This window comes from Streptomyces violaceus (genome assembly GCF_036014075.1).
Lineage (GTDB): Bacteria > Actinomycetota > Actinomycetes > Streptomycetales > Streptomycetaceae > Streptomyces > Streptomyces violaceus.
Window position 1 is genome coordinate 4659907 of the sequence record NZ_CP107911.1, and the last position, 23542, is coordinate 4683448.

The 23542-nt window shown below is 70.7% G+C and carries 22 protein-coding genes, 2 tRNA genes and 2 pseudogenes; 17 read left to right on the forward strand and 9 right to left on the reverse strand.

The window, feature by feature from the left end:
- Nucleotides 1-199: 199 nt before the first annotated feature.
- Entirely contained in the window at nucleotides 200-715 is a 516-nt protein-coding gene (locus tag OG542_RS20910; RefSeq protein WP_311126554.1) for an SSI family serine proteinase inhibitor, read from the reverse strand.
- Nucleotides 716-880: 165 nt separating this feature from the next.
- On the opposite strand from OG542_RS20910, the gene OG542_RS20915 reads away from it, so the two are divergent.
- The 3 genes from OG542_RS20915 (at nucleotide 881) to OG542_RS20925 (ending at nucleotide 2324) form a co-directional block, all read left to right on the forward strand.
- Nucleotides 881-971 (forward strand) — tRNA-Ser (locus OG542_RS20915).
- Nucleotides 972-1155: 184 nt separating this feature from the next.
- Nucleotides 1156-1228 (forward strand) — tRNA-Arg (locus OG542_RS20920).
- 442 nt (nucleotides 1229-1670) lie between these two features.
- Entirely contained in the window at nucleotides 1671-2324 is a 654-nt protein-coding gene (locus OG542_RS20925) for a class I SAM-dependent methyltransferase (RefSeq protein ID WP_328412924.1), read from the forward strand.
- Nucleotides 2325-2372: 48 nt separating this feature from the next.
- Here OG542_RS20925 and OG542_RS20930 read toward each other — a convergent pair.
- A pseudogene (locus OG542_RS20930) lies at nucleotides 2373-3707 on the reverse strand (MFS transporter).
- Nucleotides 3708-3843: 136 nt separating this feature from the next.
- On the opposite strand from OG542_RS20930, the gene OG542_RS20935 reads away from it, so the two are divergent.
- Nucleotides 3844-4203, forward strand: a complete 360-nt coding sequence (locus OG542_RS20935; protein WP_184593660.1) for an ArsR/SmtB family transcription factor — start codon at nucleotides 3844-3846, stop codon at nucleotides 4201-4203.
- A gap of 440 nt (nucleotides 4204-4643) precedes the next feature.
- Nucleotides 4644-4910: a hypothetical protein gene (locus tag OG542_RS20940; protein ID WP_328412926.1), complete on the forward strand. Its 267-nt coding sequence runs from the start codon at nucleotides 4644-4646 to the stop codon at nucleotides 4908-4910.
- 18 nt (nucleotides 4911-4928) lie between these two features.
- Here the strand turns inward: OG542_RS20940 and OG542_RS20945 are convergent.
- Nucleotides 4929-5161: pseudogene (locus tag OG542_RS20945) on the reverse strand (NUDIX domain-containing protein); the annotation flags it as partial.
- 35 nt (nucleotides 5162-5196) lie between these two features.
- Here OG542_RS20945 and OG542_RS20950 point away from each other — a divergent pair.
- Nucleotides 5197-5748, forward strand: a complete 552-nt coding sequence (locus tag OG542_RS20950) for an NUDIX hydrolase (protein WP_328412928.1) — start codon at nucleotides 5197-5199, stop codon at nucleotides 5746-5748.
- Here OG542_RS20950 and OG542_RS20955 read toward each other — a convergent pair.
- Nucleotides 5690-6166: a MarR family winged helix-turn-helix transcriptional regulator gene (locus tag OG542_RS20955; protein ID WP_311126549.1), complete on the reverse strand. Its 477-nt coding sequence runs from the start codon at nucleotides 6164-6166 to the stop codon at nucleotides 5690-5692. The genes OG542_RS20950 and OG542_RS20955 overlap by 59 nt on opposite strands.
- Before the next feature lie 103 nt (nucleotides 6167-6269).
- Here OG542_RS20955 and OG542_RS20960 point away from each other — a divergent pair, with 103 nt between their 5' ends.
- From OG542_RS20960 to OG542_RS20995, 8 genes are all read left to right on the forward strand, one after another.
- Nucleotides 6270-6656, forward strand: coding sequence for an HGxxPAAW family protein (locus OG542_RS20960; RefSeq protein ID WP_328412931.1), 387 nt, complete (start codon nucleotides 6270-6272; stop codon nucleotides 6654-6656).
- 154 nt (nucleotides 6657-6810) lie between these two features.
- Nucleotides 6811-7683 carry a DUF2797 domain-containing protein gene (locus OG542_RS20965; RefSeq protein WP_328412933.1) on the forward strand — a complete coding sequence of 291 codons (873 nt, stop codon included), beginning with the start codon at nucleotides 6811-6813 and terminating at the stop codon, nucleotides 7681-7683.
- A gap of 155 nt (nucleotides 7684-7838) precedes the next feature.
- Nucleotides 7839-8579 carry a response regulator transcription factor gene (locus OG542_RS20970; protein WP_193482962.1) on the forward strand — a complete coding sequence of 247 codons (741 nt, stop codon included), beginning with the start codon at nucleotides 7839-7841 and terminating at the stop codon, nucleotides 8577-8579.
- A complete protein-coding gene (locus OG542_RS20975; RefSeq protein ID WP_328412936.1) occupies nucleotides 8576-10231 on the forward strand; it encodes a sensor histidine kinase in 1656 nt (551 codons plus the stop codon). Before OG542_RS20970 ends, OG542_RS20975 begins: the two co-directional genes overlap by 4 nt.
- Before the next feature lie 14 nt (nucleotides 10232-10245).
- Nucleotides 10246-11691 carry a bifunctional glycosyltransferase family 2/GtrA family protein gene (locus OG542_RS20980; RefSeq protein ID WP_328412938.1) on the forward strand — a complete coding sequence of 482 codons (1446 nt, stop codon included), beginning with the start codon at nucleotides 10246-10248 and terminating at the stop codon, nucleotides 11689-11691.
- Complete coding sequence (locus OG542_RS20985; RefSeq protein ID WP_328412940.1) at nucleotides 11688-13910, forward strand: ArnT family glycosyltransferase; 2223 nt, start codon at nucleotides 11688-11690, stop codon at nucleotides 13908-13910. Before OG542_RS20980 ends, OG542_RS20985 begins: the two co-directional genes overlap by 4 nt.
- A 118-nt stretch (nucleotides 13911-14028) precedes the next feature.
- Nucleotides 14029-15525 (forward strand): MFS transporter, encoded by a 1497-nt coding sequence (locus tag OG542_RS20990; RefSeq protein ID WP_328412942.1) that lies wholly within the window; start codon nucleotides 14029-14031, stop codon nucleotides 15523-15525.
- A gap of 126 nt (nucleotides 15526-15651) precedes the next feature.
- Nucleotides 15652-16407: a TetR/AcrR family transcriptional regulator gene (locus OG542_RS20995; RefSeq protein WP_311126542.1), complete on the forward strand. Its 756-nt coding sequence runs from the start codon at nucleotides 15652-15654 to the stop codon at nucleotides 16405-16407.
- A gap of 13 nt (nucleotides 16408-16420) precedes the next feature.
- Here OG542_RS20995 and OG542_RS21000 read toward each other — a convergent pair whose 3' ends face one another.
- Nucleotides 16421-16891 carry a PPOX class F420-dependent oxidoreductase gene (locus tag OG542_RS21000; protein ID WP_261679335.1) on the reverse strand — a complete coding sequence of 157 codons (471 nt, stop codon included), beginning with the start codon at nucleotides 16889-16891 and terminating at the stop codon, nucleotides 16421-16423.
- Between the two features lie 10 nt (nucleotides 16892-16901).
- Nucleotides 16902-17255 (reverse strand): STAS domain-containing protein, encoded by a 354-nt coding sequence (locus tag OG542_RS21005; RefSeq protein WP_408057872.1) that lies wholly within the window; start codon nucleotides 17253-17255, stop codon nucleotides 16902-16904.
- 216 nt (nucleotides 17256-17471) lie between these two features.
- Between OG542_RS21005 and OG542_RS21010 the strand changes: the two genes are divergently transcribed.
- Complete coding sequence (locus OG542_RS21010; protein WP_193482969.1) at nucleotides 17472-18194, forward strand: ANTAR domain-containing protein; 723 nt, start codon at nucleotides 17472-17474, stop codon at nucleotides 18192-18194.
- 56 nt (nucleotides 18195-18250) lie between these two features.
- Nucleotides 18251-18961 (forward strand): GAF and ANTAR domain-containing protein, encoded by a 711-nt coding sequence (locus OG542_RS21015; protein ID WP_328412948.1) that lies wholly within the window; start codon nucleotides 18251-18253, stop codon nucleotides 18959-18961.
- On the opposite strand, the gene OG542_RS21020 is transcribed toward OG542_RS21015, so the two are convergent.
- From OG542_RS21020 to OG542_RS21030, 3 genes are all read right to left on the reverse strand, one after another.
- Nucleotides 18944-19765, reverse strand: a complete 822-nt coding sequence (locus tag OG542_RS21020; RefSeq protein WP_328412950.1) for a YceI family protein — start codon at nucleotides 19763-19765, stop codon at nucleotides 18944-18946. The two genes, OG542_RS21015 and OG542_RS21020, sit on opposite strands and share 18 nt — an antisense overlap.
- Before the next feature lie 89 nt (nucleotides 19766-19854).
- Nucleotides 19855-22401 (reverse strand): MFS transporter, encoded by a 2547-nt coding sequence (locus OG542_RS21025; protein ID WP_328412952.1) that lies wholly within the window; start codon nucleotides 22399-22401, stop codon nucleotides 19855-19857.
- 13 nt (nucleotides 22402-22414) lie between these two features.
- Nucleotides 22415-22903 (reverse strand): MarR family winged helix-turn-helix transcriptional regulator, encoded by a 489-nt coding sequence (locus OG542_RS21030; protein ID WP_328412954.1) that lies wholly within the window; start codon nucleotides 22901-22903, stop codon nucleotides 22415-22417.
- 214 nt (nucleotides 22904-23117) lie between these two features.
- On the opposite strand from OG542_RS21030, the gene OG542_RS21035 reads away from it, so the two are divergent.
- Nucleotides 23118-23318 carry a hypothetical protein gene (locus OG542_RS21035; RefSeq protein WP_328412956.1) on the forward strand — a complete coding sequence of 67 codons (201 nt, stop codon included), beginning with the start codon at nucleotides 23118-23120 and terminating at the stop codon, nucleotides 23316-23318.
- The last annotated feature ends 224 nt before the right edge of the window (nucleotides 23319-23542 follow it).

Consider the following 23542-nt stretch of genomic DNA (forward strand, 5'->3'; position numbering starts at 1 on the left):
GACCCCGAACTGACGACCGAGTAACCGTCAAACGCCCGCCCTCCTGCGACGACGTCGCGGGACCTTCGCGGGACCTTTACGACGGCGGTGTTTCTGTACCTTTTGCCGGACCGGCGGGATAGAGGGCGCGGAGGGGCGAAATCCGGACGAGATACGGACGAGTCGATGCAGGAGTCGATGCGGGAGTCGATGCGGGGACTCAGGCGCCTCGCCCAGCCCCCATGTCCGGCAGAAGCGGCACGAGCCGGTCCCAGCGGGAGATCTGGCAGCCGTCACGGCGGTCGTACGTGGCGTCGACGGAGCGCCCGGCCCAGGTGCCGGTGACGTGAGCGGTGGCCGGCCCGCCGTATTGCATGGTGCAGAAGCCGCCCTTCGGGGCGGGAGCGAAGACCTCCTGCCCCCACCGTGTGTCCCGCTCCAGGGCGGCACAGGCGCCGCGCGGGTCGGGATGGCTGCCGCCGTCGGGTCCGCAGTACAGCTCGAAGGTCCCGTCGGCCCCGCCGCCCGCGTTCCGCACGGTGATGGTGAGGTGATCCCGTTCCTTGCTCCTGCCGTCGCCGAGCCCGGCCTGGCCGTACGCGGCCGGGGACACCGCGGCCAGTGAACCGAGGGCGGCGACGGAGGCGGCGGCACCGAGGACGAGGCGCCGCAGACCGGGGCGGGGGGTGGTCCGGGGCGCGGTTCGGGCCGTGGCCCGGGAAATGGCAGTCGACATGCCCTGACTAACGCGGCGCGCCCCGGGACGTTGCGCGACAGCCCGGTAAGGCTTTTGCCCTGCGACCTTCCCGCCTAGTACCGTGGGGGGCGATTGGTGACACGGCGCTCGACTGTGTCATCATCGGCAAGCACCGACTCGCGCTCGCGCGGGAGGATGCTGCGTGGAGGCGTCGCCTAGTCCGGTCTATGGCGCCGCACTGCTAATGCGGTTTGGGTCTTAAAGCCCATCGAGGGTTCAAATCCCTCCGCCTCCGCACCTGATCACGAAGCCCCGGTCACCCGACCGGGGCTTCGCTGTCGTACCGGCCGGAACAGCCGTTTCCGCAGCTCACAAGGGGTACGGCAAACGGATTTCACATGGCGGCGGCAGTCATGTAATGTTCTTCCTGTCGCCGCGAGCGAGCCGGAAGGCCCGAGAGCGGCGATAAAACAGAACAAGCACTCGTAGCTTAACGGATAGAGCATCTGACTACGGATCAGAAGGTTGCAGGTTCGAATCCTGCCGAGTGCACATAGATCAGAGGCCCCGGAGAGATCCGGGGCCTCTGGCGTTTCTGGGCATCGTCTCGATCTTGTAGCGGATCGTCCTCCCCGCGGTGTGGTGGCGAGGACTGCGGGAATCAATACGGTGTGAGCCCGTGGGTGCGTCGTGTCGGCCTGGCCGTCTGGTTGGTGGCGGCCGTGATCGTCGTGCTGATCGCCGGCTTCTGGGGCGTTCAGAGGCTCTGAGCCGGTTGGCGGGCGTGCGAGGCCAGCGCGTCGGGCTGTGATCGTAGGTGACTACGCTGCACTCCTCGGTGAGCAGGGGGCGGGCCGGCACGGACCCCGGCATCGCGATCCAGCCGGGGAAGTCTGGCCGTCGAGGCGTTGTTCGACACTGGCGTCCGTGCGTGGCGCCGAAGCTCCGGTTCCGAGAGCCGACGATGTCAGTGCCGGCTGACAGGATCGGCCGCATGACGAACTCTGCCGCTATCAGCGCGTATTGGGACGCTGCCGCCGACGCCTTCGACGACGAGCCGGACCACGGCCTGCGCCATGAGACGACCCGAAAAGCGTGGAAGGCGTGCCTGGACGCCTGGATGCCGCCCACTGCCGCGGACGTCCTCGACGTGGGGTGTGGCACCGGGTCGCTCTCCCGCCTCCTGGCCGAGGCCGGGTATCGGGTCACCGGGGTGGACCTCGCCCCGAGGATGGTCGATCAGGCCCGGGGCAAGTTCATGGCGGCGGGCCTTGAGGGACGCTTCCTGGTGGGTGACGCCGCCAACCCGCCCACCGAGCAGGACAGCTTCGACGTCGTCCTGTCACGCCACCTGTTGTGGACCCTGCCCGACCCCGACTCCGCACTGCGGGCCTGGATCTCACGGCTTCGTACGGGTGGCACGCTGATCCTGGTCGAGGGCCGGTGGCGGGAGGCCGGTCAGACCGGGCGGCCCTATGTAGCGGGAGCTGAGACCCTGCCTTGGCATCGCGGCATCGCCGCCGAAGACCTGGCCGCTGCCGTCCGGCCCTTGGTGGTCGACCTACGCGTGGAAGACCTCAGCGACAAGCCCGGCTTGTGGGGGCACCCGGTCAGCGACGAACGGTATGCGCTGATTGCCCGGGTCTGATCGGGGGGATGGCCGCCGAGGGGCTGGAGAGCCATCGGCCGCTGCTCCTCACCGGTGGGCGTGAAGCCCGTCGGTCAGGGAGTGATGGCTGTGCCGCCAGGCGCCCCGTATGCGTATGGCATCCACAAGGTGTGGATGGTCCGCGTGGAGGTCGCTGTGCTCATCCTCGACAGGGCCCGGCTCCTGCGCCGGCCACAGCCGCACCGCCGCAAGCCCGGCCGTGAGGGTGATCAGGCCCAGTGCCGCCACCGCCGACTGCAGGCCGGCGGCCGCGCCGAGCCAGCCGCCAGCGGATACGTCAGCAGCCAGCAACTGTGCGAGAGGGAGAACTGCGCCGCGAAGGCAGCGGTGCGCGCCTCGGGCGGGGTTGAGCGGCGGATCAGTCGGCCGGTCGGAGTGAGCACCATCGAACTGAGAGCGCCGAAGGCCGCCCAGGTCAGCAGCAGCGCGGGCCAGCGCCAGGTGTCGCCGCCGACTGCCGTGAGCCCGCCGAGTGCAGTGAAGACGAGCGGGAGCAGCAGAGCGCCGCGCAACATCACCGTGCGGTCGCAGACCCGGTCGAGAACTCGGGGCAGCAGCAAGGCGGCGACCATCGAACCCCCGCCGTACGCGCCGAGCGCGAGCGACACGTCGGCCGCGCCGCGATCCAGCTCGTCGCGGACGTAGACGACGGTGTTGACGGTGACCATCGCACCCGCCGCCGCGACCGCGAGGTCCAGGGCGAGCAGGGCGCGCAGCTGAGGGCTGGTGAAGAACAGACGGGTGCCTGTGGGCCTTGGCATACGCGCTGCCGCGGCGCGGCACGGGGACGACTTGCTTCGGCAGGATCGTCGAGACGACAAGAACCGCCGAAGCCAGGAAGCCCGCCACGGTGCCCAGGAACAGCCAGTTGTAGGTCATCAGCGACAGCAGGGCGGCGGCGAGCGCCGGGCTGAACAGGCTCTCCGTGTCGTAGGCGAGGCGGGACAGCGACAGTGCCCGCGTGTAGTCGCGCTCGGCGGGCAGCACGTCCGGGATGACCGCCTGGAACGTCGGCGTGAACGCGGCCGATGCCGACTGGAGCAGGAAGATCAGGACATACACCTGCCCCACCTGGTCCACGAACGGCAGGGTCAGCGCCACCGCGGCCCGGATGAGGTCCGCGCCGACCATCAGTGCCCGGCGTGGCAGCCTGTCGGCGACCGCGCCGATGGCCGGTGCGAGCGCCACGTACGCCACCATCTTGATCGCCAATGCGGTGCCGAGGACCGATCCCGCGTCGGCGCCGGCGATGTCGTACGCCAGCAGACCGAGCGCGACCGTGGCCAGGCCGGTGCCGACCAGGGCGATCACCTGGGCGGTGAAGAGGTGCCGGTACGTGCGGTTGCGCAGGACGGAGAGCATGCAGCGATCCTCGGCGGGTCGGAGGCGGGCGCGGCCACCTCTCACTGTATCCATAGGTGCGCACTTGTGCACATATAGATTCTGGATTGGCCCGTGGGCGGCGACGTCGGCTCATTCCGGCCTCTACGCTGTGTGCATGCCTGCTCGCGAGTCCATGCCAACTGCACCCGGTGCGCATCTGCGCCCCCCGGACAGCGCGCGTCTCGCGGAGGCGACCGAGGTGTTCGCGATGCTCTCCGACGTGACTCGACTGCACCTGCTCTGGCTGATCGCCCAGGGGGAGTCGGACGTCGGCTCACTGACCGAGCGATGCGAGGCGTCCCGGACAGCGGTGAGCCAGCACCTCGCGAAGCTGCGGCTGGCGGGACTGGTGGAGACACGGCGCGATGGGCGGCACGTCTACTACCGCCTGCGCGACGGGCATCTGCGACGGCTCGTGATGGAGGCGCTGAGCCACGCCGACCACCGGGTCAGCGGACAGGCCCCGCACGACTGACCTGCCAGAGCACCGGGTGCCGGTCAGCTTGCGGACGGCCCCCTCTGCCCGGCGCCCTTTGCGGCGACCGAGTGGCGAAGGGGCCGATCCACCTCCTTGCTCTTACTGCTGGGCGCCAGCCCGGCGGCGTGCGAAGTAGACGGCACCGCCCACCACGACCAGGACCGCGGCGCCGATGCCGATCCATGCACCGGCCGACATGCCGCTGTCCTCGTCCTGATCGGGCATGACCGGGCGTGGGCAGGGGTGGGATCTCCAAAGAGACGGCTCGTCTGGATTGTCTCTTCCGTGGCTGCCCCTGCCGAGTGCACATAGATTCAGAGGCCCGGGAGCGATCCGGGGCCTCTGGCGTTTCGGTGGCGGGTTACGTGCTGAAAGTGGCGGGTTACGTGCTGAAAGGGGACGCTGGAGCCAGGGGCAACGTGAGGGAGAGGCACCCCATGGCCCAGACCAGCCCAGATCACAAGGCGCACCCGCCGTTCCTTTCCCGCCCCGGCGTCCGCCGCTTCATACCGTTCGTTCTGATCACCGCGGTCGCTCTGGTCTTCATCTTCGAGAACCGCACGAGTGTCGAGATCCGTCTTCTCGTACCGATGGTGACCATGCCGCTGTGGGGCGCTCTCTTGATCGCCTGGGGGCTTGGCATGCTCGCCTGCTTCTTCACCGTGCGCCGCCGGTCGAACCGGCACTCGCGGCGGCCGGTGTAGCTACGGGGCAGGCATCGGTCAGCGAGTCGCTTCGTCCAGGAGCAGGTGCAGCAGGCCCACCAGCGATCCGCTGCTCACGATCTCGCGGCGGTCGATCATGCCGCGGATCTCTGCGAGGGGGACCCACTCGATGTGATGCCTTTGGCCGGCTCGGCGTAGATGAGGGGCTTGATGAGGCCCGGGCGCCAGCCTGTCTCCTCCAGGACCTCGCGGGCGGCTGCCTCCTCGGGGGTCTCGCCGTCCTCGACCAGGACCGAGCCGGACGCCCCGCTGCGATCGTGGGGCCATGAGTGAACTGGTGGAGCGGGTGGACGAGCGGGATCGCGTGCTCGGCGTGGTGGAGCGGAGCGAGGCCATCGAGAGGCACTGGCTGCACCGTGTCGCGACGACCGTCTGCCGTGATCCGGAGGGCCGCATCCTCGTACATCGGAGACAGGAGGGCGTGTCCCGGTTTCCGGGGCAGTACAACTGGCTGATCGGCGGCGCCGCGGAGGTCGGGGAGTCGTACGAGGAGGCGGCAGCGCGTGAACTCACCGAGGAACTGGGCGCCCGGGCGCCGGTGCGGTTCCTCTTCAAGTTCTTGTGTGACGGGCTGATCAGTCCCTACTGGCTGGGGCTGCACGAAGCCGTGGTCACCGAGGTGCTCGCGCCCGATCCGTCGGAGATCGCCTGGCACGGATGGGTCACCGAGCGCGAGTTGCGGGAGGCACTCGGGCAGTGGACGTTCGTCGACGATGGAGTCGATGTCTTCAGGCGCTGTCTGGCTCGGCCGGTCCCCGTCAGTCGGGGCGGCAGTGCTCGTCCAAGTAGTTCGCCGCCAGGGTGCTCGCGCGGGTGAACCAGTCGTTCAGCACCGCGATCTCGGCGGGGGAGTAGTCCGCGAAGAGTTCCGTCAGGCGGGCGTAGTACGGCTCGTAGACCTCGCGGACGCGGGCGACGGCGTCGGGTCGGGCGGCTACGCGGATGCGGCGGCGGTCGGTCGGGTCGGGGCGGCGGGTGATGTAGCCAGCGCGTTCCAGGCGGTTGAGGATGCCGGTGACCGCGCCGGTCGTGACGTGGACGCGGGCTGCCAAGTCGCCTGCGGTGAGGAGGTTTTCGCCGGCCTCCATCACATAGGCGAAGCAGGTGAGGTCGGTCACGTTCATGCCGACCTGCTGGGCGATCTCGTGCTGTCCGACCAGGTGGGTCGCGATGAGGTGGTCCATCGCCGACAGTGCCTGCTCCGGCGTGGCGGCCGGACGCGGCTTGGCTTGCATTCCCAATTCCCTTAGCTCGTGAGAGGTTTGGGCCCTAAACGGCTTGGTGGTAAGGGGTTCGGGGGCTCCCCCGGAGTCCATGTGTGTGATGAGGGGGCAGCGCGTGAGCGCACATCAGTATGACCACGGGCACACGTTCGCGGGATGGGTCGGATGCGCGATCGGGAGCGTCGCGGCCGGTGTGGCGGGTGCCGGGGTGGTCATGGTCTCGGGCTTGCTGATCGCCGGTGGGATAGCGATCGGGGTCGTGGCTCTGCTCGTCACCTGGGCGCTGCACCTCTCCGGGTGGGGGAAGGGGCCCGGCCTCCGGCCCCGGGAGGAGTGGGGCTGGCGGGTGCGGGACTCGTCGGCGCCGGGTGGGCACGACGAGTGCCTGGGGTGCCGGCTGGCCAGGCGGCGGCGGCTGGTGCACGCGGCCGGGGTCGTGCCCGTGCGTGCGGGTGGGGAGACGGAGGCCGCTGCGGCCGTGGGGGCCGATTCCGTGCGGTGATTCCTCCCTCGTGAGGTGGTCTTTCGTCCGTGAGGTGACCGCTCCTCCGTGAGGTGGTCCCTCCCGTCGGACGGCTTGTCGTCGTCCCCGTTGATCGTCCCGGCCGGGCGCCGCGCGGCGCCGTTGTCAGTGGTGCCCTCTAGTCTCGGCAGAGATGGCACAGGCATGGAAGTGCTCGGGGCTGCGGTGGTCGCCGGACGGTCCCGTGCTGGTGTGGGACGGTGGGCGGCGCAGTGCGCTGACCTGGGGGAAACGCGTGGCCTTCGGGGTCGCGGAGGGGGGCGTGCGGACGTGTGTGGGGGCTCGGGGGCATGCGTGTCCGGCGCGGGTGGCTGTGCCGGGGCGGAGTACGGGGGCGCGGTGCGAGGAGTGTGCGCGGCTGGACCGGGCGCACTCCGTGGCCGCCGACACGATCGCGGACGATCCGCGGCCGTATCACGTCTATCTGGCGTGGTTCGGGCCCGGCATGACCAAGGTCGGGATCACGGCGGTGGAGCGGGGGTCGGCCCGGCTGCTGGAGCAGGGTGCCGTCTGCTTCAGCTGGCTGGGTGCCGGGCCGCTCATGGCCGCGCGGCGTACCGAGGAGTTGCTGCGGGCGGCGCTGGGGGTGCCCGACCGGATTCCATACGCCGAGAAGCGGGCCGTGCGGGCCGCGTTGCCGCAGGCGGCGGCCGATCGGGCCGGTGAGGTCGCCGAGTTGCATGCGCGGGCGGTGGGGCTCGGGGGGTGGCCGGAGTCGCTCGTGCGGGAGCCGCTGCGGGTCGTCGATCATGTTGATGTGTTCGGGCTCGACGGGTTGCCCGGTGCCGTCGGGGGTGTGAGTGAGCTTGTTGCCGGTGGGGTCGTGAGCGGGGAGCTCGTGGCTGCCGCCGGGCCCGATCTGCATCTGGCCACCGGGAGTGGGGTCGTCGTACTCGATACGCGGCTGATGCCCGGGTGGGAGCTGGTGCCTGCCGCGGGTGGTGAACTGTCCGTGCCCGTAAGGGTCCGGGAGGCGCCGGGTGGTGTGCAGGACGGGTTGTTCTAACCCCCGCTGCCAGCGGACACACAGCTTCCCCAGCACCATGCACCGTGACTCGTCCCGGCATTCCCAGGCGCTCCCTGAGAACCGCCTGTGCCTTTCTCAGGGAATTCACAGGTTGCGGAAAGGGTGCTCTCAGAGGTCCCCGACATCGTGTTCACATGACCACGACCTCGCCCCAGGGGCGCACCGAACTGCTGAGGCCGGACGGGAGCCCCGTCCGCGTGCTTGTAGTGGACGACGAGCTGTCGATCACCGAACTGCTGTCCATGGCCCTTCGCTACGAGGGATGGCAGATCCGGAGCGCCGGGGACGGCCAGGGCGCCGTCCAGACCGCGCGGGACTTCCGGCCCGACGCCGTCGTGCTCGACATGATGCTGCCCGACATGGACGGGCTGGCGGTTCTCGGGCGGCTGCGGCGGGAGCTGCCGGACGTGCCCGTGCTCTTCCTCACGGCCAAGGACGCCGTCGAGGACCGCATTGCCGGGCTGACGGCCGGCGGCGACGACTACGTCACCAAGCCGTTCAGCCTCGAAGAGGTCGTCGCGCGGCTGCGCGGGCTGATACGGCGGTCCGGTGCCGCCGACCGGCGCTCCGACTCCACGCTGGTCGTCGGCGACCTCACCCTGGACGAGGACAGCCACGAAGTGACCCGGGCCGGGGACAACATCCACCTGACCGCGACCGAGTTCGAGCTGTTGCGGTTCCTGATGCGCAATCCGCGGCGCGTGCTCAGCAAGGCGCAGATCCTGGACCGTGTGTGGTCGTACGACTTCGGCGGGCAGGCCAATGTCGTCGAGCTCTACATCTCGTATCTGCGGCGGAAGATCGACGCCGGGCGCGAGCCGATGATCCACACCCGGCGTGGTGCGGGTTATCTGATCAAGCCCGCCGTGTCATGAGCGGGCGACGACGGCCGCGTACGCAGCAGAGAGCGGGCAAGCAGGCGCGAGCGGGCAAGCCCCGCACTCTGCGGACGCGACTCGTCGTCGCGTCCGTGGTGCTGATCGCCGTGGTGTGTGCGGTGATCGGGACCGTGACGACGCTCGCGCTCAGGTCGCACCTGTACGAGCAGTTGGACGCGAAGGTCGACGACGCCGGCAAGCGGCTGTCGGGACCCATGAAACCCGGGGGCGGGCGGGACGGAGACGGGAACGGCGAAAACGAGCAGGGCGAGGAACAGCAGGACGCCGGGTCGGCGGACAGGATCACCGGCTTCGCCAGAGGGCCCGCGCAGCCGGACACCATCGCCGCCGAAGCCGGCGCCGACGGCAGCGTCACCCACGCGGTCCTCGCCAGGGAGACCTCCAACGACAACGGCCCCTTCCAGCCGAACCTGGCCGTCCCGCTCACCGACGAGCAGAAGGCCGCCCTCGCCGAGGTGCCGACGACGCACCGTATGTACACCATCGACGTCCCCGGCCTCGGCGAGTACCGCGTGCAGTACGTCACCGAAATCGACGGCGGAGGCAGCTACTACGTCGCCCTGCCAACCGAGTCGGTCAACACCACCATCAACACCCTCATCCTCGTCGAGGTGAGCGTCACCGGCGCCGGACTGGTCGCCGCCGCCATCGCCGGCTCCGTCCTCATCGGCGTCGCCACCCGCCCCCTCCGCCGAGTCGCCGCCACCGCCACCCGCGTCTCCGAACTCCCCCTGCACACCGGCGAGGTGAACCTCAGCGAACGGGTGCCCGACTCCGAGACCGATCCGCACACCGAGGTCGGCCAGGTCGGTGCCGCGCTCAACCGGATGCTCGATCACGTCCACGGGGCGCTGCACGCACGGCAGCAGAGCGAGACGCGGGTCCGGCAGTTCGTCGCCGACGCCAGTCACGAGCTGCGCACTCCCCTCGCCTCCATTCGCGGGTACGCCGAGCTGACCAGACGCGGAAGAGAGGACGTCGGGCCCGACACCCGGCACGCGCTCGGGCGGATCGAGTCCGAGGCCGGGCGGATGACGCTGCTCGTCGAGGATCTGCTGCTGCTCGCCCGGCTCGACGCGGGGCGGCCCCTGCAGTTCGAGCAGACCGACCTCGTACCGCTCGTCGTGGACACCATCAGCGACGCCCGTGCCGCCGGCCAGGACCACAACTGGCGCCTCGACCTGCCCGACGAGCCCGCGCTCGTGCCGGCGGACGCGGCCCGGCTGCAACAGGTCCTCGTCAACCTGCTCGGCAACGCGCGCACCCACACACCGCCCGGTACGACCGTCACCGCGCGGGTGCAGCGGCGCGGGCCCTGCCTTTGCGTGGACGTGGAGGACAACGGGCAGGGCATTCCGGCCGAGTTGCTCCCGCATGTCTTCGAGCGGTTCGCGCGCGGCGACTCCGCGCGTTCCCGCACCACCGGTTCGACCGGTCTCGGCCTCGCCATCGTGCAGGCCGTGGCGACCGCGCACGGCGGTGCCGTGACCGTCGACAGCGTGCCCGGACGAACCGTTTTCACGGTGCGCCTGCCCGCGCTCCCGGCCCGGCCGCAGCCGGAAATGAGCTGGCAACAGCACTCACAGGCACGCCACAGCGTCACCACATCGGTACAACAGGGCGCCTGACGAGAGTCGGTTCCATGCGAACCGACTCTTCTCCCGGCACCCTGCCGGCGCGGGAGCACCTCCCGGCCGCACCAGCCGGTACGCCTGTCCTGGACGTAGTGATCCCCGTCTACAACGAGGAGAAGGACCTCCAGCCGTGCGTCCGCAGACTGTACGAGCACCTCGTAAGGACGTTCCCGTACGCGTTCCGCATCACGATCGCGGACAACGCCTCCACGGACACGACTCCGCGAGTGGCGGCGCGGCTGGCGGCGGAGATTCCCGAGGTCACCCTCTTCCGGCTGGAGCAGAAGGGCCGCGGCCGGGCGCTGCGGGCCGTCTGGTCGGCCTCCGACGCCCCGGTGCTCGCGTACATGGACGTGGACCTGTCCACCGACCTCAACGCCCTGCTCCCGCTGGTGGCGCCGCTGATCTCCGGCCACTCGGACCTAGCGATCGGCTCCCGGCTCGCCCGCAGCTCGCGCGTGGTGCGCGGCCCCAAGCGGGAGTTCATCAGCCGGGCCTACAACCTCATCCTGCGCGGCTCGCTCCAGGCCCGCTTCTCGGACGCCCAGTGCGGGTTCAAGGCGATCCGCCGTGACGTGGCGCAGGTGCTGCTGCCCCTCGTCGAGGACACCGGCTGGTTCTTCGACACCGAGATGCTGGTGCTCGCCGAGCGCGCGGGGCTCCGTATCCACGAGGTACCGGTCGACTGGGTCGACGACCCCGACTCGACCGTGCACATCGTCAAGACCGCGACCGACGACCTCAAGGGCGTGTGGCGGATCGGCAGGGCCCTGGCCACCGGCTCGCTGCCGCTGGACCGGATCACCCGGCCGTTCGGGGACGACCCGCGCGACCGCGAGATCAAGGACGTACCGAAGGGCCTGGCCCGCCAGCTCGTCGGGTTCTGCGTGGTCGGCGCCCTGTCCACCCTCTTCTACCTGCTGCTCTACAGCGGCTTCCGCGCCTTCGCCGGGTCGCAGTTCGCCAACGCGCTCGCCCTGCTGGTCTCGGCGATCGCCAACACGGCGGCCAACCGGCGGCTCACCTTCGGAGTGCGTGGACGCGGCGGGGCCGTACGGCACCAGGCGCAGGGCCTGGTCGTCCTCGGCATCGGACTCGCCCTGACCAGCGGCTCGCTCGCCGCGCTCAACGCGGCCACGTCCGAGCCCGCGCACTCGACCGAACTGGCGGTGCTCATCGCCGCCAACCTCGCGGCGACCGTGCTGCGCTTCCTGCTCTTCAGGGCGTGGGTGTTCCCGGACCGGCGCGACGGCGACCCGGCGCCGGCCGCCTCGCACACTCCGGTCCACCCCCTGTCCTCGCCGACCTTTTCCACAGTGCGCCACGACCCGTACGGGCCGCTCCCGCAGCGCACCCCCCGGTACACGCACGACACCGCTCAGTGGGGGAGGGACGCCACCGTGCAGCTGCAGCCGGTGCGCCCGCACGACACCGACCCGAGGGACTCCCGATGACGATCCACTACGACCAGCGGACCGCGGACAGAGACACGAGTACCAGCGCCCGGACCCGTCCCCCGACCCCACCGGCATCCGTTCCCGGCGCCGATGAACCCAAGAAGCCCTTCGTGCGACGCCTGTGGCACGGCCGCCCCGAGGACCCCCGCTGGGCCCGCCCGGCCTTCCTCGGCCTGCTCCTCGTGACCGCCGCGCTCTACCTCTACAACCTGAGCGCCTCCGGCTACGCCAACTCCTTCTACTCGGCGGCCGTGCAGGCCGGCAGCCAGTCCTGGAAGGCGTTCTTCTTCGGCTCGCTGGACGCGGCGGGCGCCATCACCGTCGACAAGCCCCCGGCCGCGCTGTGGCCGATGGCCCTGTCGGTGCGGCTCTTCGGACTCGGTTCCTGGGCGATCCTGGCCCCCGAGGTCCTCATGGGCGTCGGCACGGTCGCCGTCGTGTACGCGGCGGTGCGCCGCCGGTTCAGCCCCGCGGCCGGTCTGATCGCGGGCGCGGCGCTCGCGCTCACCCCCGTCGCGGCGCTGATGTTCCGTTTCAACAACCCGGACGCGATGCTGGCGCTGCTGATGGCCGCCGCCTGCTACTTCGTCATCCGGGGCCTGGAGGACGGCCGGACGAAGTGGCTGCTGTGGGCCGGTGCCGCGATCGGCTTCGCCTTCCTCGCCAAGACCCTCCAGGCCTTCCTGATCCTCCCGGCGCTGGCGCTGGTCTACGGTCTCTGCGCCCCGGTGACGGTGAGGAAGCGGATCGGCCAGCTCGCGGCGGGCCTGGTCGCGATCGTCGTCTCCGGCGGCTGGTGGGTCGCGATCGTCGAGCTGTGGCCCGCGTCGTCCCGGCCGTACATCGGCGGCTCGCAGAACAACAGCTTCCTGGAGCTGACCTTCGGCTACAACGGCCTGGGCCGCCTCAACGGCGACGAGACCGGCAGTGTCGGCGGTGGCGGCGGGGGCGGCAACGGCGGCGGTGCCTGGGGCGAGACCGGCTGGGACCGGATGTTCAGCTCCTCCATCGGCGGCCAGATCTCCTGGCTGATCCCGGCCGCGCTGATCCTGCTCGTCGCGGGCCTGGTGGCCACCCGGAAGTCCGGGCGGACTTCGGCCACCCGGGGCGCGTTCCTGGTGTGGGGCGGCTCGCTGCTGATCACCATGGTGGTCTTCAGCTACATGCAGGGCATCTTCCACGAGTACTACACCGTGGCCCTCGCTCCCTACATCGCCCCGCTGATCGGCATGGGCGCGGCCACGTTGTGGGAGCGGCGCGGGCAGGCGTGGGCGTCGCTGACCCTGGCGGCCGCGATGACGGCCACCGCGGCCTGGGGATACGTCCTGCTCAACCGCTCCTCCGACTACCTGCCCTGGCTGAAGTGGCTCGTCCTGGTCGGCGGTCTGACCGCGGCTCTCGGCCTGATCTTCGCCGGACGGCTGGGCCGTCGACTGGCCCTGGGAGCGGCCGGGCTGGGCCTCGTCGCCGCGCTGGCCGGTCCGGCGGCGTACACCCTCACCACGCTGAACGAGGGGCACTCCGGCTCGATCGTCACCGCGGGTCCGGCGGTCTCGGGCGGTCGTGGCGGCCCCGGCGGTGGCGGCGGCATGGGCGGTGCCCCCGGCGGGGGCCGCATGCCCGGCCAGAACAACCAGCAGGGCCAGAACAACCAGCAGGGCGGCCAGAACCGGCAGAACGGCAACGGCTTCCCCGGCGGCGGCATGCCGGGCGGGCAGAACGGCAACGGCAACAACCAGGGCCAGGGCCAGAACCAGCAGCCGGGCGCCCCCGGCGGCCGGACCGGCGACGGCGGTGGCATGGGCGGCGGCGGTGGCGGCATGGGCGGCGGCGGTGGCGGCATGGGCGGCCTGCTCAACGGCGCCAGCGTCAGTTCCGAGGCCAAGGAGCTGCTGGAGAAGAACGCGGGCGACTACACCTGGGTCGCGGCGGCCATCGGCGCCCAGAACGCGGCGAGTTACCAGCTCTCCACCGGAGACCCGGTGATGGCCATCGGCGGCTTCAACGGCACGGACCCGTCCCCGACGCTGGCCCAGTTCAAGCAGTACGTGACGGAAGGAAAGATCCACTACTTCATCGGCTCGGGCAGCGGCGGCATGGGCGGCAGCAGCGACGGCACGTCCTCCCAGATCACCTCCTGGATCGAGGCCACCTTCAAGAAGGTCACGGTCGGCTCGGCCACCTTCTACGACCTCACGCAGAAGGCGAGCGGCTGACAGTCCCCCGAGGACGGTGGAGTACGGCTGAGTACGGCGAAGGGCGGTGACCGAGTGTCATCGCCCTTCGCCATATCTCTGTTGTACGCCGTATGGGAACTGTTCTACGGTGTACAGCATGACGACGTCCCCACAGGAACAGGCCCCACCCCAGACGGCTTCCGGCGGCCACCCCCAACGCTGGCTGATCCTCGGTGTCATCTGCCTCGCGCAGCTCACCGTGCTGCTCGACAACACGATCCTGAACGTGGCGATCCCCTCGCTCACCCGCGAGCTGGACGCGACGACCGCCGACGTCCAGTGGATGATGAACGCGTATGCGCTGGTCCAGTCCGGCCTGCTGCTCACCGCGGGCAACGCCGCCGACCGCTACGGCCGCAAGCTGCTGCTGATGGCGGGCCTGGCGATATTCGGCGTGGGCTCGCTGGCGGCCGGCCTCTCCCAGAGCCCGGCCCAGCTGATCGCGGCCCGCGCGGGCATGGGCGTCGGCGGCGCCTTGCTGATGACCACGATCCTCGCCGTCGTCGTGCAGATCTTCGACGACGAGGAGCGGGTGAAGGCCATCGCGCTGTGGTCGACGGTCAGTTCGCTCGGCTTCGCGGCCGGGCCGCTGATCGGCGGTGTGATGCTGAACCACTTCTCGTGGGGCGCGATCTTCCTGATCAACATCCCGGTCGCCGTGCTCGGCCTGGTCGCGGTCGCCGCGCTCGTCCCCGAGTCCAAGCACACGGCGGGCGACCGGCCCGACCTGGTCGGCGCGGTGCTGTCGACCATCGGCATGACGGCGTGCGTGTACGCGATCATCACCGGGCCCGAGCACGGCTGGGCGTCCGGCCAGGTGCTGGTCTCCGCGCTGATCGGCCTGGCCGTACTCGGTCTGTTCGTCATGTGGGAGCTGCGCATCGACAACCCCATGCTCGACATGCACTTCTTCCGCAACCAGAAGTTCGTGGGCGCGGTCGCGGGCACGATCCTCGTGGCGTTCGGCATGACGGGGTCGCTGTTCCTGCTGACGCAGCACCTCCAGTTCGTCCTCGGCTACGAGCCGCTGGACGCCGGGCTGCGGACCGCGCCGCTGGCGCTGACCGTCGTCGCGCTCAACTTCACCGGGATCGGGGCGAAGCTGGTGCTCAAGGCCGGTACGCCGGCGGCCATCGCGCTCGGTATGACCCTGGTGTCCGCGGGGCTGGCGGCGATCGCGCTGTTCGGCGGGCACGGGTACGGCGGGATGCTGGTCGGTCTGATCGTCATGGGCGCGGGTGTGGCGCTGTCCATGCCGGCCATGGCCAACGCGATCATGAGTGCGATTCCGCCCGAGAAGGCGGGGGTCGGCGCGGGGATCAACGGAACGCTCGCGGAGTTCGGCAACGGCCTCGGTGTCGCGGTCCTCGGCGCCGTGCTCAACTCGCGGTTCGCGTCGCTGGTCGCCGTGTCCGCGGCGTCGTTGCCGGCGGCGCTGGCGGCGGCGGACTCGGCTGAGGAGAAGGCGCGGATCTCTGACGCGTTCGCCTCCGGCCTGGAGAGCAGTCAGTTGGTGGGGGCGGTCGCTGTTCTGTTGGGTGGTTTGGTCGCGGCGGCGTTGTTGCGGCGGGCCGAGCGGGCAGAGTCCGCCTAGGAGGTCAGGGGTGCGGTTGTGTTGCGGGTGCGGGCCCGTTGTGGCTGGTCGCGCAGTTCCCCGCGCCCCCGAGCAAAGACAGGGCGCCTAGCATGATCGGCGTTGGAACGTTGAGGAAGGTGCGCCATGGCGAAAGCAGCCGACAAAGCCGCGCGGAGCAGTGTGTGGCTGGACGGCAAGGCGCACCGGCGACGCGGTGGCGGGCAGCCGTCGGGGCTGGACCGGGATCGGATCACCGAGGTCACGGCCCGGCTCCTGGACGCCGAGGGCCTGGCCAAGTTCTCGATGCGGCGGCTGGCCGGCGAGCTGAACGTCACCGCGATGTCCGTCTACTGGTACGTCGACACCAAGGACGACCTCCTCGAACTCGCCCTGGACGAGGCCATGGGCGAGATGCGGCTGCCCGACGCGGAAGCCGACGAGGACTGGCGCGACCAGCTGCGCGCCCTCGCCCGGGAGTACCGCGGCCTGCTGGTGCGCCACCCCTGGGTGTCGCAGCTCGTCGGCACCTATCTCAACATCGGTCCCAACAACCTGGCGTACTCGAGGGCCGTGCAGCGCGTGGTCCGCAGGACCGGGCTGCCCGCGAACCGACTGACGAGCACGATCTCGGCGGTCTTCCAGTTCGTCTACGGGTACGGCACGCTCGAGGGCCATCTCTCCACCCGGGCCGCGGCCACCGGCATGACCCTGGACGAGTACTTCCAGGACGCCATGAGCACGGCGACCGAGTCCCCGCAGGCCGCCGACCTCATCCGGGACTCCCAGGAGATGATGGCGGCCCGCGGCGGCGACACGGTGGCGGAGATGCTGGAGCGGGACTTCGAGTTCGCGCTGGAACTGCTGATCGCCGGCATCGAGACGATCGTCGCCCGCGCCTGAACCGCCTGCGCGGCTACTCCCCCTCGACCAGCCGCGCCGGGAACCCGCCGGTCGCCACCGGCCCCCACCGCTCCGGTGTGATCCGGATGATCGACTTGCCCTGCTTGGCCATGGCCGCGCGGTACTCGTCCCAGTCCGGGTGCTCACCGGCGATGTTCCGGTAGTACTCCACGAGCGGTTCGACGGAGTCGGGGGTGTCGATGACCTCGGCGGTGCCGTCGATCTGTACCCACGGGCCGTTCCAGTCGTCGCTCAGGACGATCAGGCTCACGCGCGGGTCCCGCTTGGCGTTGCGGGTCTTGGCCCGCTCCGGGTATGTGGAGACCACGATCCGGCCGGAGTCGTCGACGCCGCAGGTCAGCGGCGATCCCTGAGGGCCGTCGTCGGCCCGCCGGGTCAGCAGGATCGCGTGGTGCCGGGGTCGTACGAAGTCGAGCAACTCGTCGAGGGAGACACGGGTGTTCGTCGCGATGTTCGGTGCCATGGGCGGCAGCCTACGACGCCATGGCCTCGGCGAGGTTGTCGTACACGGGGACGTCCCGGCGCAGTCCGGTCAGCTCCAGGACGCTGCTCGTGACGCCGTCGGGCCGGGCCACCAGACGCACCCGGGCCTCGGGGCGCAGCCGGTGGCGGATGTCGTTGATGAGGCGGACGCCCTGGGAGTCCATGAAGGACGTGCAGGAGAGGTCGAGGACGAGCAGTTCCAGCCGGTCACCACGGTTCCGGGCCGCGGACATGATGAGCGGGAGCAGCTCGGTGGCGTTGCAGAAGTCGATCTCCGCGGGCATCGTGAGGCAGACACGGCCGGGCAGGTCCCGTGGTTCGGTGGGATTCGGGATGAAAGTCACAGCACTCACCTGGCAGACGTTCGTCCGGATTCCGGTAAGGCCGCTTCCTGACCCTTGGGCCCATTCCACCACGCCGGGGCACGGCTGCGGAAGCGCCTGTCGCGGCCGTCGGCCGGACGTCACCTGGACGCAACCGAGCAGCTAGAGTGCTGTCCGTCCTGTGCTCGCAGTCGGGAATGTGCTGCGGAGCTCTCCTGCGCACGGCCATGGCCGTGCATGCCGAAGAGGTTCGTGGTGGCTGCGTCCGAGTTTCCTGATTTGCCCCGTTTTCCGGTTGGCTTCGAGCTGGCCGATGCCCTGACGGTGGCGTCTCAGCAACTGCACGAGACGCCCACTCCCCACAGCACGCTGCGTACGGCCGTCCGGCTGGCCGTGCACCTGATGCCCGGGGCCGAGCACGCCGGCGTCTCCGTGCTCGAGCGCGGCAGCCGGCTCCGTACGCTCGCCTGGACCGACGAGGTCGTGCGCTCCGCCGAGGCCCGGCACACCGGCCGCGAACAGCACGGGCACTGGGAGCGGTTGTGGAACAGCCCGGTGGCGCGGATAGGGGACAGCGACGCGGACGACGGCTGGGACGTGCTGTCGGCCCTGGGGCTGCGCTCGGCGCTGTCGCTGCGGCTGCGCGCCGACCGCCGCAGGCTGACCGTGCTCACGGCCTACGCGCGCAAGCCGGACGTCTTCGACGAGGACGCGACGCGCATCGGCCGGCTGTTCACCGCGCACGTCAGCATCGCCCTGGACTCCGCGACCGTGCGCGAGCAGCTCACCGAGGCCATGCACACCCGGGACCTGATCGGCCAGGCCACCGGCATCCTCATGGAGCGCCAGGGCATCGACGCGGCCGCGGCCTTCGAGAGCCTGGTGCGGGCCTCCCAGCGGGAGAACGTGAAACTGCGCGATCTCGCCCGCCGGATCGTCGGCACGCACAACACCACCTGAGGGAGCCGGGTCATGTCGGGGGCGTGCGAGGGCGGCGACGGGATACACGTACGGTCATGAGCTCCGAGACGTCCGACACGCTGGACCAGGCGATGGTGCGCAGCAGCGGTCTCGACACCCTGCTGCACGATCTGACCGACCGTGCGGTGCGGGAGGTGCCGGGCGCCGCCGCGTGCAGCATCACCGTGCGTCGCGCCGACCGGCTGCTCACCCTGGCCGGCAGCGACGGCCTGCCCAGCGGCCTGGACCTGCGCCAGTACGAGAACGGCTCGGGCCCCTGCGTCGAGGCCGCCGAGACCGGCGCCGAGCAGTACGCCCCCGACCTGCCGGCGGAGTCCCGCTGGCCGTCGTACACCCGGTACGCGCTGTCCGTGGGCGTCCGGTGTGTGCTGGCCGTGCCCATCGACGTCGAGGGCGAGACGGGCGCGGCGCTCAACTTCTACGGCGAGGAGTCCGGGGCGCTGGGCGCGGCCCGGGAGCCGGCCCGAACCTTCGCGGCCCGGGCCGGGGACGCGATCAGCGTGGCACTGCGGATCGAACGTCGGCGCCAGTCCGCGGCCGACGTGCGCACCGCGCTGCTCTCCCGCAGCGTCATCGACCAGGCGATCGGCATCCTCATGGCCCGGGAGCGGATCGACGCGCGCATCGCGCTGGAGCGGCTGCGCCGGGTCTCGCAGGACCGGAACGTCAAACTCCGCGACCTGTGCGACCAGTTGGTGGCGAGAGTGTCCCGGCCGTCGGACCCGGCCTCAGGCCGCCGGAAGTGACTCGCCCTGCACGGCCTGGATGTCCAGCTCCACCTTGAGCGTCGTGCCGATGGCGGCGATGCCCGCCTGGAGGACCTGGTTGTAGTTCATCGCGAAGTCCTCGCGGTGCAGCTCGGTCGTGGCGCGGAACGCCGCGCGGGTGCCGCCCCACGGGTCCGGGCCCGTGCCGAGGTAGGCCAGATCGAGGTCGACCGGCCGTACGACACCGTGCATGCCCAGCTCGCCGTGGACCGTCCACCGGTCGGACCCGGCCGCCGTCAGCCCGGTCGACCGGTAGGTGATCTCGGGGAACCGCTCGGCATCGAGAAAGTCCGGCGACTTCAGATGCCCGTCGCGCATGCCGTTGCCGGTGTCGACGGACGCGGCCCGGATCACCGCCTCCACACGGGACTTGGTGACGTCGTCCGGGGCGATCTCGATCGTGCCGGAGAACTCCGTGAACCGGCCGTGCACGCTGGAGATGCCCAGGTGCTGGGCCACGGCGGCCACGCTGGAGTGCACCGGGTCGACGGTCCACGGTCCGGGCGGCGGCAGTTCGGTGCCACCCTGCCGCGCCAGCGTCACCGTGCCGACCTCGGCCCGCCCGCTCGCGGTGACGATCACATTGGAGGCCGCGGGCGCGTACCCGACGGCCGTGACGATGACGGTGTACGCCCCCGCCTCCAGCGGCGTCGCGTCCCGTACGGCGCCCTCCGCGTCGGCCTCGGCACGCAGCGCCTGCGCCCCGGTCATGTCGGCCACGGTGACGACCGCGTGCGACACGGCCCAACCGTCCCGGGTACGGATCCTCGCGGTCAGTCCCATCTCAGCTAACTCCTCTAAAAGAAACCGGCCCGTGGCAGCAGACGCACCTCCGCTCGGAGCGCGCCCACCGCCACGGGCCGGGGCTTGTCCTACTCGCCGGGGTGGGCGAGTTCGATGTCGTGGGCGTCGTCGCCGCGGCCGGCCACCGTCAGGGCGGTGGCCACCGGCGGGTAGCCCGTGGCGATGACGGTGTACTCGCCGCCGTCCAGGTCGGTGAAGGCGTACGCCCCGTCCGTGCCGGTCGTGGCCGAGCCGACGACATTGCCGGCCTGGTCGACCAGCGTCACCCGGGCATCGGCCAGCGGGCCGTGCGGGGCCCGGACGACACCCTGGACGCGGGCGCCCGAGTCCAGGTCCATCTCGACCCGGGTGACCCCGGTGCCGCCCACCTCGACGGGCAGGGCCCGCGGCCGGTACCCGGCGGCGTTCACCGCGACGGTTACCGCCCCCGGCACCAGTTCGGCGAAGGTGAACTCGCCCTGCTCACCGGTGGTCCCGGTGGCCAGCAGGTCACCGCGCACGTCGGTCACGATGACCATCGCGTCCTTGACCGGCTGCCCGTTCTCGGCGGCCCGCACCAGACCGGTCAGCCCGCTGGTGCCGCTGAGCAGGATGTCGTAGGCGACCGGCTCGCCGTTCACCACGACCGTGGACGCCTGCGGCTGGTAGCCGTCGGCGGAGGCGATCAGGACGTACGATCCGGAGCCCGGGGCGTCCACCGCGTACGAGCCGTCGGTTTGCGCCACGGACCGCCCCAGCTGACGCCCGGCCAGCGAGATCAGCGTGACGGCGGCCTGCGGCACGGGCGCGGACTCGGAGCCGCGGACAAACCCCTGAACGGGAACGCCGGGGACACCGCCGGAGGCCTCCTCCGGACGGGCCGCCGTGGCGACGGCGGCGAGCCGCTGCGTGCCCTCGGGCCCGGTGCCGTCGGCGGCCTCGTTCTCCGCCACGGCCCAGCTCGGCACGGCCTTCTCCGCGGCGGGAGCCACGGCCTCGGCGGAAGCCACGGTCTCGGCAGGCGTCTGCGGCTCGGCGGCCTGCGCCAGCCCACCCTTCGTCTTCAACGGGACCTCCTTGATGAACAACGACACCAGCAGCGCGAGCAGCGCCAGCGGAGCCGAGTAGAGGAACACGTCCGCGACACCGTGGCCGTAGGCGCTCTCCACGACGGTGCGCAGCGGCGCGGGCATCGCGTCGAGGTCGGGGATGCCGCCCCCGCCCGTGCCGGCGTGGCCGAGGGCCGCGCCCTCGGGGCCGAGGTCGGCGAGGCCGTCCTTGACGTAGTCGGTGATCTTGTTGCCCAGGACCGCGCCCAGCGCCGAGACGCCCACGGCACCGCCCAGGGACCGGAAGAAGGTCACCGTGGAGCTGGCGGAACCCAGGTCGCTCGGCTCCACCTGGTTCTGCGTGCAGAGCACCAGGTTCTGCATCATCATGCCGATGCCGAGACCCAGCAGCGCCATGAAGGCCGCGATGTGCCAGTACTCGGTGTCGTACCGGATCGTGCTCAGCAGGCCGAGGCCCGCGGTCACCAGCACACCGCCGGCGACCAGCCACGCCTTCCAGCGCCCGGTCCGGGTGATGACCTGGCCGGAGACGGTGGAGGAGACGAACAGCCCCGCGATCATCGGGATCGTCATCACACCGGACATCGTCGGCGACTTGTCCCGCGCCAGCTGGAAGTACTGGCTGAAGAACACGGTCCCCGAGAACATCGCGACACCGACGAACAGGGAGGCGATGGAGGCCAGCGTGATGGTCCGGTTGCGGAACAGCCGCAGCGGAATGATCGGCTCACTGGCCTTCGCCTCGACGAGGACGAACACCGCCAGCAGCACCAGCGAACCGCCGACCATCGCGTACGTCTGCCAGGACAGCCAGTCGTACTTGTCACCGGCGAAGGTCACCCAGACCAGCAGCAGGCAGACGGCCGCGCTGATGAAGAAGGCGCCGGCCCAGTCGACCTTGACCTTCCGCTTCACCACGGGCAGGTGCAGGGTCTTCTGCAGCACGATCAGGGCGATCACGGCGAAGGGCACGCCGACGTAGAAGCACCAGCGCCAGCCGAGCCAGTCGGTGTCGGTGATGACACCGCCGACCAGCGGACCGCCGACCATGGCCGTCGCGAAGACGGCGCCCAGGTAGCCGTTGTAACGGCCGCGCTCACGCGGCGAGATCATCGCCGCCATGATGATCTGGGCCAGCGCGGACAGTCCGCCCATGCCGATGCCCTGGACCGCGCGGAACGTGATGAGCATGCCGGGGTTCTGCGACATGCCCGCCGCCGCCGACCCCAGCACGAAGATGACCAGGGCGAGCTGGATCAGCAGCTTCTTGGAGAACAGGTCGGCGAGCTTGCCCCACAGCGGCGTGGACGCGGTCATCGTCAGCAGGGACGCGGTCACGACCCAGGTGTAGGCGCTCTGGCCCCCACCGAGGTCGCCGATGATCCGGGGCAGGGCGTTGGAGACGATCGTCGACGACAGGATCGCGACGAACATGCCGAGCAGGAGGCCGGTGAGGGCCTCCATGATCTGCCGGTGCGTCATCGGAGCGCCGTCGCCGGAGGGACTGTGCGAGCCTCCCCCGTGCTTGGCATGAGCCCGCACACCGGCTGGTGTGGTCGTTGCCATGGGCTTCCTTTTCTTACGTGCTTGCGGGTGTACGGGTGGTCTGTTCGACAGCGGGTGGTGCTGCCCGGGGCGCGGGCCGGCAGTCGAAGCTCTCCCGCAGCCGCGCCATCAGCTGCGTCAGCCGGCGTACGTCCTCGTCGGACCAGTCGCTCAGGCGCTCTTCAAGCACCTCGGTGGTCCGCCGGGACAGCTCGTCGAGCTGTGCGTCGCCCGCGGGCGTGAGGCGCAGGATGCGTGAGCGCTTGTCCGCGGGGTCGGGGGAGCGTTCGATCCAGCCCCGTTCCACGACGTGCGCGACATGGCGGCTGGTGACCGACATGTCCACCGCGAGCAGCTCGGCGAGCTTGCTCATGCGCATGTCGCCATGGCGGCCCAGCAGGGTCAGAACGGCCGCCGACCCGCCGGGGCATTCGGCCGGCATGATCCGGCCGAGCTCCCGCTTCACGGCGCCGAAGGCACTGAACTGGCGGACCAGCTCTTCGTACTGCGCCCTCTCGGCCATGACACCTCCCGATTTCGTTGCTTAGGGCAACCATAGAAGCTGTTGGTTGCTGAAGGCAAATAAAGGAGATGAATACGGCGCCAAAAGTTGGCAAAGGCAAGTATTGCGTCAGTAAATGTGCCGGTGGCGAGGGTGGCGGTACCGGTCGCCCCGGGCAAACGGAAGGCCAACCCCCACTTGGGGAGCCCCGGCGTTTTCGCTAGGGTCTCGGGCCATGGCTAACAACCAGGCCCCCCAGGGCAATCACGACCCTGCCGGCAACACCCAGATGTTCCGCGCGTTCGTCGACGAGGCGCCGCAGGGGCGGCAGGCCGCGGCGACGTCTGCCGGCGGCGGGCCGCGCATCGGTCTCATCCTCGGCGTCGTCGTCGCCGTAGCGGTTGTCGCGGCGGTGGCTTGGCTGGCGCTGGCGTAAGTCGCTGGGTACCCGGCGTTTCCGCTGAGGCCGGGGCGTTGCACGGCTCGGCGCGACGAGGTGCTCTGCGTCGTCGCTCGGGCCGGGTGGGTCCGCAACCCGGCGGAGCGGGGGTGCCGCTGCGCCCACCCGTGCCGCCCCTAGCGGCACGCATGCCCGCAGCTGGGGCGGAACGCGCCCGCACCCGCGTACGGCGAGAAGGGGCCGTGTCGGGGGGTGTCCGC

What these genes read in the sequence shown, in the direction of transcription:
- OG542_RS20910 (WP_311126554.1), bottom strand. Translation starts at nt 715, where the DNA reads ATGTCGACTGCCATTTCCCGGGCCACGGCCCGAACCGCGCCCCGGACC.
- OG542_RS20925 (WP_328412924.1), top strand. Translation starts at nt 1,671, where the DNA reads ATGACGAACTCTGCCGCTATCAGCGCGTATTGGGACGCTGCCGCCGAC.
- OG542_RS20935 (WP_184593660.1), top strand. Translation starts at nt 3,844, where the DNA reads ATGCCTGCTCGCGAGTCCATGCCAACTGCACCCGGTGCGCATCTGCGC.
- OG542_RS20940 (WP_328412926.1), top strand. Translation starts at nt 4,644, where the DNA reads ATGGCCCAGACCAGCCCAGATCACAAGGCGCACCCGCCGTTCCTTTCC.
- OG542_RS20950 (WP_328412928.1), top strand. Translation starts at nt 5,197, where the DNA reads ATGAGTGAACTGGTGGAGCGGGTGGACGAGCGGGATCGCGTGCTCGGC.
- OG542_RS20955 (WP_311126549.1), bottom strand. Translation starts at nt 6,166, where the DNA reads ATGCAAGCCAAGCCGCGTCCGGCCGCCACGCCGGAGCAGGCACTGTCG.
- OG542_RS20965 (WP_328412933.1), top strand. Translation starts at nt 6,811, where the DNA reads ATGGCACAGGCATGGAAGTGCTCGGGGCTGCGGTGGTCGCCGGACGGT.
- OG542_RS20970 (WP_193482962.1), top strand. Translation starts at nt 7,839, where the DNA reads ATGACCACGACCTCGCCCCAGGGGCGCACCGAACTGCTGAGGCCGGAC.
- OG542_RS20975 (WP_328412936.1), top strand. Translation starts at nt 8,576, where the DNA reads ATGAGCGGGCGACGACGGCCGCGTACGCAGCAGAGAGCGGGCAAGCAG.
- OG542_RS20980 (WP_328412938.1), top strand. Translation starts at nt 10,246, where the DNA reads ATGCGAACCGACTCTTCTCCCGGCACCCTGCCGGCGCGGGAGCACCTC.
- OG542_RS20985 (WP_328412940.1), top strand. Translation starts at nt 11,688, where the DNA reads ATGACGATCCACTACGACCAGCGGACCGCGGACAGAGACACGAGTACC.
- OG542_RS20990 (WP_328412942.1), top strand. Translation starts at nt 14,029, where the DNA reads ATGACGACGTCCCCACAGGAACAGGCCCCACCCCAGACGGCTTCCGGC.
- OG542_RS20995 (WP_311126542.1), top strand. Translation starts at nt 15,652, where the DNA reads ATGGCGAAAGCAGCCGACAAAGCCGCGCGGAGCAGTGTGTGGCTGGAC.
- OG542_RS21000 (WP_261679335.1), bottom strand. Translation starts at nt 16,891, where the DNA reads ATGGCACCGAACATCGCGACGAACACCCGTGTCTCCCTCGACGAGTTG.
- OG542_RS21010 (WP_193482969.1), top strand. Translation starts at nt 17,472, where the DNA reads ATGCCGAAGAGGTTCGTGGTGGCTGCGTCCGAGTTTCCTGATTTGCCC.
- OG542_RS21015 (WP_328412948.1), top strand. Translation starts at nt 18,251, where the DNA reads ATGAGCTCCGAGACGTCCGACACGCTGGACCAGGCGATGGTGCGCAGC.
- OG542_RS21020 (WP_328412950.1), bottom strand. Translation starts at nt 19,765, where the DNA reads ATGGGACTGACCGCGAGGATCCGTACCCGGGACGGTTGGGCCGTGTCG.
- OG542_RS21025 (WP_328412952.1), bottom strand. Translation starts at nt 22,401, where the DNA reads ATGGCAACGACCACACCAGCCGGTGTGCGGGCTCATGCCAAGCACGGG.
- OG542_RS21030 (WP_328412954.1), bottom strand. Translation starts at nt 22,903, where the DNA reads ATGGCCGAGAGGGCGCAGTACGAAGAGCTGGTCCGCCAGTTCAGTGCC.
- OG542_RS21035 (WP_328412956.1), top strand. Translation starts at nt 23,118, where the DNA reads ATGGCTAACAACCAGGCCCCCCAGGGCAATCACGACCCTGCCGGCAAC.